General features: G+C 51.9%; 6 protein-coding genes. 2 read left to right on the forward strand and 4 right to left on the reverse strand.

The genetic code is table 11. From position 1 onward, the window contains the following. Together purU and ABWP27_RS11900 are read right to left on the reverse strand one after the other, a co-directional pair. On the reverse strand, nucleotides 1-816 hold an 816-nt coding region (purU, locus tag ABWP27_RS11895), incomplete at its 3' end, for a formyltetrahydrofolate deformylase (protein ID WP_353157080.1). A 199-nt stretch (nucleotides 817-1015) separates the two neighbouring features. Then, the gene (locus ABWP27_RS11900) at nucleotides 1016-1564 is read right to left on the reverse strand and encodes a bactofilin family protein (protein ID WP_353157069.1); all 549 of its coding nucleotides are present in this window, start codon (nucleotides 1562-1564) and stop codon (nucleotides 1016-1018) included. 499 nt (nucleotides 1565-2063) lie between these two features. Between ABWP27_RS11900 and ABWP27_RS11905 the strand changes: the two genes are divergently transcribed. After that, nucleotides 2064-3149 carry a YjgN family protein gene (locus ABWP27_RS11905; protein WP_353157072.1) on the forward strand — a complete coding sequence of 362 codons (1086 nt, stop codon included), beginning with the start codon at nucleotides 2064-2066 and terminating at the stop codon, nucleotides 3147-3149. Between the two features lie 11 nt (nucleotides 3150-3160). Beyond that, nucleotides 3161-4156, forward strand: coding sequence for a M48 family metallopeptidase (locus tag ABWP27_RS11910; RefSeq protein WP_353157074.1), 996 nt, complete (start codon nucleotides 3161-3163; stop codon nucleotides 4154-4156). 70 nt (nucleotides 4157-4226) lie between these two features. Here the strand turns inward: ABWP27_RS11910 and ABWP27_RS11915 are convergent, their stop codons facing one another. Both ABWP27_RS11915 and earP read right to left on the reverse strand, forming a co-directional pair. Continuing rightward, nucleotides 4227-4802 carry an elongation factor P gene (locus ABWP27_RS11915; protein WP_353157076.1) on the reverse strand — a complete coding sequence of 192 codons (576 nt, stop codon included), beginning with the start codon at nucleotides 4800-4802 and terminating at the stop codon, nucleotides 4227-4229. 112 nt (nucleotides 4803-4914) lie between these two features. Then, nucleotides 4915-5580: elongation factor P maturation arginine rhamnosyltransferase EarP (gene earP, locus ABWP27_RS11920; RefSeq protein ID WP_353157078.1), on the reverse strand; the 666-nt coding region annotated here is incomplete at its 5' end.

Below are 5580 nucleotides of genomic sequence, written 5' to 3' on the forward strand. Positions count from 1 at the left end.
AAAATACTTCACCGCACGCGCCAGCACCACACACTCCACATCGCGCCCGATCGCTGCCAACGTCGCAGGATCCATCGCATGATCGACACGCGCAACATCCTGCTCGATGATCGGGCCTTCATCCAGATGGCCGGTGACGAAATGCGCGGTGGCGCCTATCAACTTCACTCCACGGTCATGCGCCTGATAATACGGCTTGGCGCCCTTGAAGCTGGGCAGGAAGGAATGATGGATATTGATCGCACGGCCTTCCAGCGCAGCGCACATTTCCGGCGACAGAATCTGCATGTAACGCGCCAGCACGATCAGATCGATATCGGCGGCTTTGATAATTTCCAAGATGCGTTCTTCCTGCACCCGCTTCGCGGCTTCCGGCGCGCCGGTGGCCAGCGGCAAGTGATGGAAAGGAATGTTGTAGCTCGCTGCCAGCTGATAGAAATCGGTGTGATTGGAGATAATTGCCGGAATCTCGACCGGCAGCAAACCGCTTTTGTAACGGAACAGTAGATCGTTGAGGCAATGCCCGATTTTGGAAACCAGCAACAGCACGCGCGGCTTTTTGTATGCGTCATGCAATTGCCAGTTCATCTGCATCGTATCGGCCAGAGCGGAAAAGCTGCTGCGCAACACCTCGTCCGTCAGCGCTTCTTCAACGGCAAAATGCACACGCATGAAAAAAAGTTTGGATTGCGCGTCGCCGAACTGGGCAGAATCAAGAATGTTGCAACCGTGCCCGGCCAAAAAACCCGATACACGCTGCACGATGCCGCGTTGATCAAGACATGACAAATTAAGTATGTATTGCGGATGCATGATCGTGATCTGAGCGGCAAAAGAGATGCCTGGATGCAAGCGAGGAAATTCATTGTCGCACGGCTTGTGCACTTGGACAAAATACGTCGGCTATCCGGCATTGCGCCAGAAGAAATTCAAGCAAAAATCGGAGACGACAAAAACCCGTTGCCGCCGCCATGAACGACGCCGACAACAGGTTAGGAACGGGAGGAATGAAAACTTAAACTGTTTTTGCTACCGTCAATCCTTTAGGCGGTGTGGACGTCGTACCCACTTGCACATCGCCCATCAGCTGACCGCCTTCTTCAATCACCACATTGCCGTAACGAATCTTGCCGGACACTTTACCGGTTGCATAAATCACCAGCTTTTGACGTACCGTCAACTCGCCATCGAAGGTGCCGTGAATTTCAGCAATATCGATACCCGCCGAGCCCTTGAATGAACCTTCCTTGGCAATTTGAATGACGCGCGAATCCATCGTTGCTTCAACGAAGCCTTCCACCACCAGCGTATCGCAATCGGTGATTTCCACGCCTTTGAGTTTGATGTTGGGGCCGACGATCAGTTTGCTGCCGATTTCATTCACGCTGGCATTGGGAACATGCGTGGAAGCCGGGCTATTGAAACCGCTGGCAGAAGAAGACACTGGCTTGTTATGAAAACCTGAACCCGTTGTTGTTGACAGCGCTGGAGAGCTGGTTGTGCTCAACGAAGGATTTGGCGTATTGGATTCTCGCTTGCCAAAAAGCGTGTCGGAACGAAGCATGAAATCTCCTGAAAATAATTGTCGAGATGACGTAATAAAATTTGAGTAAATGCGTTGAGCAAATATGCTCACAGCATCAGCTGCGCATCGCGCGTAAACGATGATGTAGCCTAAGCTGATGTGCGCTTCGAAAATGCAACTTGCAGACAAGTAATGCTCGCTGTCCGTCACATCTGCAGTTGGTACGTACATCGTCATGAAAGTTCGCATCTGTTACATCTTTTACAAAATCAATCTGCTTAATTTTTAATCAGTTACGTGCAGGAAAAATTACATATGCATTTGAGTACATCAACTGCATCGCTTGCAATTGAAAACGCAATGCGATCAAACAGCTGCGTGCGATTTTTTCTGCAACAAAAAAGAAGCAAAGCATAAAAATTTTCACCGACGTTTCCCGGAATGCCACAGGTAATGACGGTCAACTTGACAATCCATATCCGGCAGGCAACCATGCATCCGCTGTCTGCATAAAAATAAAATTCCCAGGGAGAAATAAATGACGGATGCTTCTCACATAGCAGGCGAACATCAATTACACACGCAGAGCTCTCTGCGCTTTTTATTCAGTGGCAGCGGCAGCGAATACTTCCGTATCTGGATCGTCAATCTGCTGCTTTCCATCGTGACATTGGGCATTTACTCTGCATGGGCAAAAGTGCGTCGCAGCAAGTATTTTTATAACAGCACCAGCGTTGCCGGCTCCAGTTTTGAATATCATGGCAATCCCCTTGCGATTCTGAAAGGACGCATAGTCGCCGTCATCATGATCGTGATTTACAACCTGGCGTTTGAAATGTCGGGGACGATAGGCTTGTTGATGATTATGGCGATGGCGCTGCTTGCACCCTGGCTGATCTGGAAAAGTCTGCAGTTCAAACTGTATAACTCCAGTTATCGCGGTATCCGCTTCGGCTTTGCCGGGACGATGCGCCGTGTTTATACGGTGTACCTTGCCTTTCCGATTCTGGCCGGTCTTACCCTGTCTCTGCTGCTACCTTTTGCCCACCAGCGAATGAAAAAATTTCAGCATGAAGAGAGCCGTTTCGGTGCCAGCCATTTTTCATTTACCGGATCGGTCGGTAGTTTCTACAAGGCATATTTTCTTGTTTTCATTATCTGGCTGGCCGGCTGCGTTGCGATTTCCCTGGCGCTGGGCGGCACCTTGTTCAGCATGATTGCTGCAGGCGGCATGAGTCATATCGAATCCGACAGCGCCGGAATACTTGCGATAACGATTTTTATACTTGCCTTGTATGTCTGGATGTTTCTGATTTTCCCTATTTTTGCAACACTGATTCAAAACCTGATCTGGAACAATACACGGCTCGATGGACATCAATTCCACAGCAACATGAAATGGAGCACGATGGCATTCATTGCGGTGACCAATATCATCGCAATCATCTGTACGCTGGGATTGTTCCTGCCGTTTGCGCAGATACGCGCCATGCGCTATCGGGTGCAATCGATGTCCCTGACGCCGGATGGCAGCCTGGATCATTTCATCGCGGCGACTCAGGCGCAGGTCTCGGCAACGGGCGAAGGCGTGGCCGATCTGCTCGACTTCGATCTATCGCTGTAATGCCCATGGCCATGCCAAGTTCCCCGCAGATTCCCGCCCTCTATTTCGATGGCAAGACCTCGCGCGCGCATCGCGTGACGCTATCGGTAGAAGACGGGATGGCCGTGATCTCCGGCGATGCCGAGCGCAGCTGCCAGATTGCTGAATTGCGCGTATCGGAGCGTGCACGCAACACCAGCCGCAAGGTGACCTTTCCGGACGATACCTATCTGGAAATCCACGACACGCGCGCATTCGATGCCCTGCTCGCCGCTACCGGCCATCAGGACTCCATCGTCGTACGCGCGCAGCAAAGCTGGCGCGGCGCCCTGATTGCATTTGCTGCCACCCTGCTGGTTCTTGCACTGGGATACTTCTATGGCTTGCCACTGGCGGCAGAAGCCATTGCCAAGGCCCTGCCTGAAAAAATGGAACGCTCCATCGGTAGCGGCATGCTGGAATTTCTCGACAAGCGCATCCTCGCGCCCAGCCAGTTGCCGCTCGCCAGACAAGCTGAAATTGCCACGCATTTCAAACAGCTGCTGCCTCCCAGAGAAGATGCGCCGGATTACCAGCTCGTTTTCCGCAAAAGCAATATCGGTCCGAATGCATTTGCGCTGCCTTCCGGGCAAATCATCCTGACCGACGAGCTGGTGAAGTTACTGAATAACGATGAACAGATCATGGGCGTGCTGGCGCATGAGCTCGGCCATCTGCATGAACGCCATCTGATGCGACGCATCGTGCAAAGCTCGGCCATCGGCGCCGTGGTCACGGTGATCTTTGGCGACGTCTCGGCGATCATTGCCAACATTCCGACCCTGATGCTGGATATGAAGTATTCACGCGACGCCGAACGGGAAGCCGACGACTATGCGATTGCGATGATGAAGGCGAACGGCATCAGCCTGTCGCAACTCGCCAGCGGCTTTGAAAAAATGCAGACGCAGGAGAAAGAACCGTCGCCTTATCTGTCCAGCCATCCGTCAACCACGGAACGCATAGAACATATCCGCGACGCACGCTAGCTGGGCAAACGGCAAAAAAAAGCGCTGCAGGAATACCTGCAGCGCTTTTTTAATACGACGTCATTCGTAATCAGTTACGAACCACGCGTTTGTATTCGTTGGTACGACTGTCGATTTCAATCACGTCGTCGGTGCTGACAAACAATGGCACTTGAACGGTGTGACGATGTGCTTCGACTGCATTTTCAAGGATGGCTTCCTTCAGGACGTTACCCGAAGTGTTGCCCTTGACTGCAGGCTCGGAGTAGACAACCTGACGTGCGATGGTGATAGGCAATTCAACCGAAATCGCTTTGCCGTCATAGAACACCGCTTCGCATTCCATGCCGTCTTTCAGGTAATGCAGCGCATCGCCCAGGTTTTCTTCTTCGATTTCATACTGGTTGTATTCTTCATCCATGAATACAAACAATGGATCAGCAAAGTAGGAATAAGTAACCGGTTTCTTGTCCAGAACGATGACGTCGAACTTGTCGTCGCCGCGGAAAACGTTTTCCATCGGGGTGTTCGTCAGAAGATTTTTCATCTTCCATTTGTAGGTGAAGCCGGTACGGCTCGAACCGTTGACATCGGAACGCAACACGATCATAGGTTTGCTGTCGACCATAATGATATTGCCAACGCGAATTTCTTTTGCAGGTTTCATAGTAAGTGTAAAAAAGTAGGTTACATAAAAATCATCTGTCGCCTGCAGGCAAAAAGCGCCGTAAGCTCACGTTTGATCGAAAAAAACGTTATAAATTAACCGCGCATTATACCTAATTTTTTGCAGTCGCTGAGCGCAGCGCTCCCGCAAATTTCAGCAAATTGCCCGCCAGATCACCATTTTCCAGCATCTGCCGCTGCCAATCGGCAGACCGCTGCGCAATGCTGCTCTGCTCGGCCAGCAGTCGCTGCCAAAGCGCAGCCCAGTCCGCCTGCTCTTCCATCGGCCCAGTCCCGGCGCCATTCCAGCACAGAGAAAAGGTAATCAAACTTTCAATGTCGATTGCATAACGTTGCAGGAAGGCGCGCAATTTCTTGTGATGCAGGTTTTCGTCTTGCGGGTAGATGTGCCAGATAAACGGCTTGCCTGCCCACTGCGCACGCACCCATGAATCCTCACCGCGCACGAAATTAAGATCGCAGGCCCACAACAACTTGTCGTAGTCGGGTTGCGCGACAAAAGGCAGAACGCGTACGGTCAGCGCTCCGTGCGTCTGTGCAGCTCCCGCTTGCGCATCCACTCCCAAAAAGGCCTGCACCACTTCTATCGCCACGCCTTCCGGCACCAGGCAAGTGACAGCCGACTCGCCGTTTTGCCATGCATCGAACAGCGCCTTGACTGGCGCGTGCGGATAACAAAACAGGGAAACCTTTAACGCTGCCATTTCCGCCGGCGTCACACCGAATTGCGCAAGAAAAGCGCCCATGGCCGCACTATC

This window comes from Herminiimonas fonticola (assembly GCF_040395855.1).
Lineage (GTDB): Bacteria > Pseudomonadota > Gammaproteobacteria > Burkholderiales > Burkholderiaceae_D > Oxalicibacterium > Oxalicibacterium fonticola_A.

Bases quoted from the DNA above. Each gene is read 5' to 3' on its own strand.
- ABWP27_RS11900 (WP_353157069.1), bottom strand. From the start codon at position 1,564: ATGCTTCGTTCCGACACGCTTTTTGGCAAGCGAGAATCCAATACGCCA.
- ABWP27_RS11905 (WP_353157072.1), top strand. From the start codon at position 2,064: ATGACGGATGCTTCTCACATAGCAGGCGAACATCAATTACACACGCAG.
- ABWP27_RS11910 (WP_353157074.1), top strand. From the start codon at position 3,161: ATGCCAAGTTCCCCGCAGATTCCCGCCCTCTATTTCGATGGCAAGACC.
- ABWP27_RS11915 (WP_353157076.1), bottom strand. From the start codon at position 4,802: ATGAAACCTGCAAAAGAAATTCGCGTTGGCAATATCATTATGGTCGAC.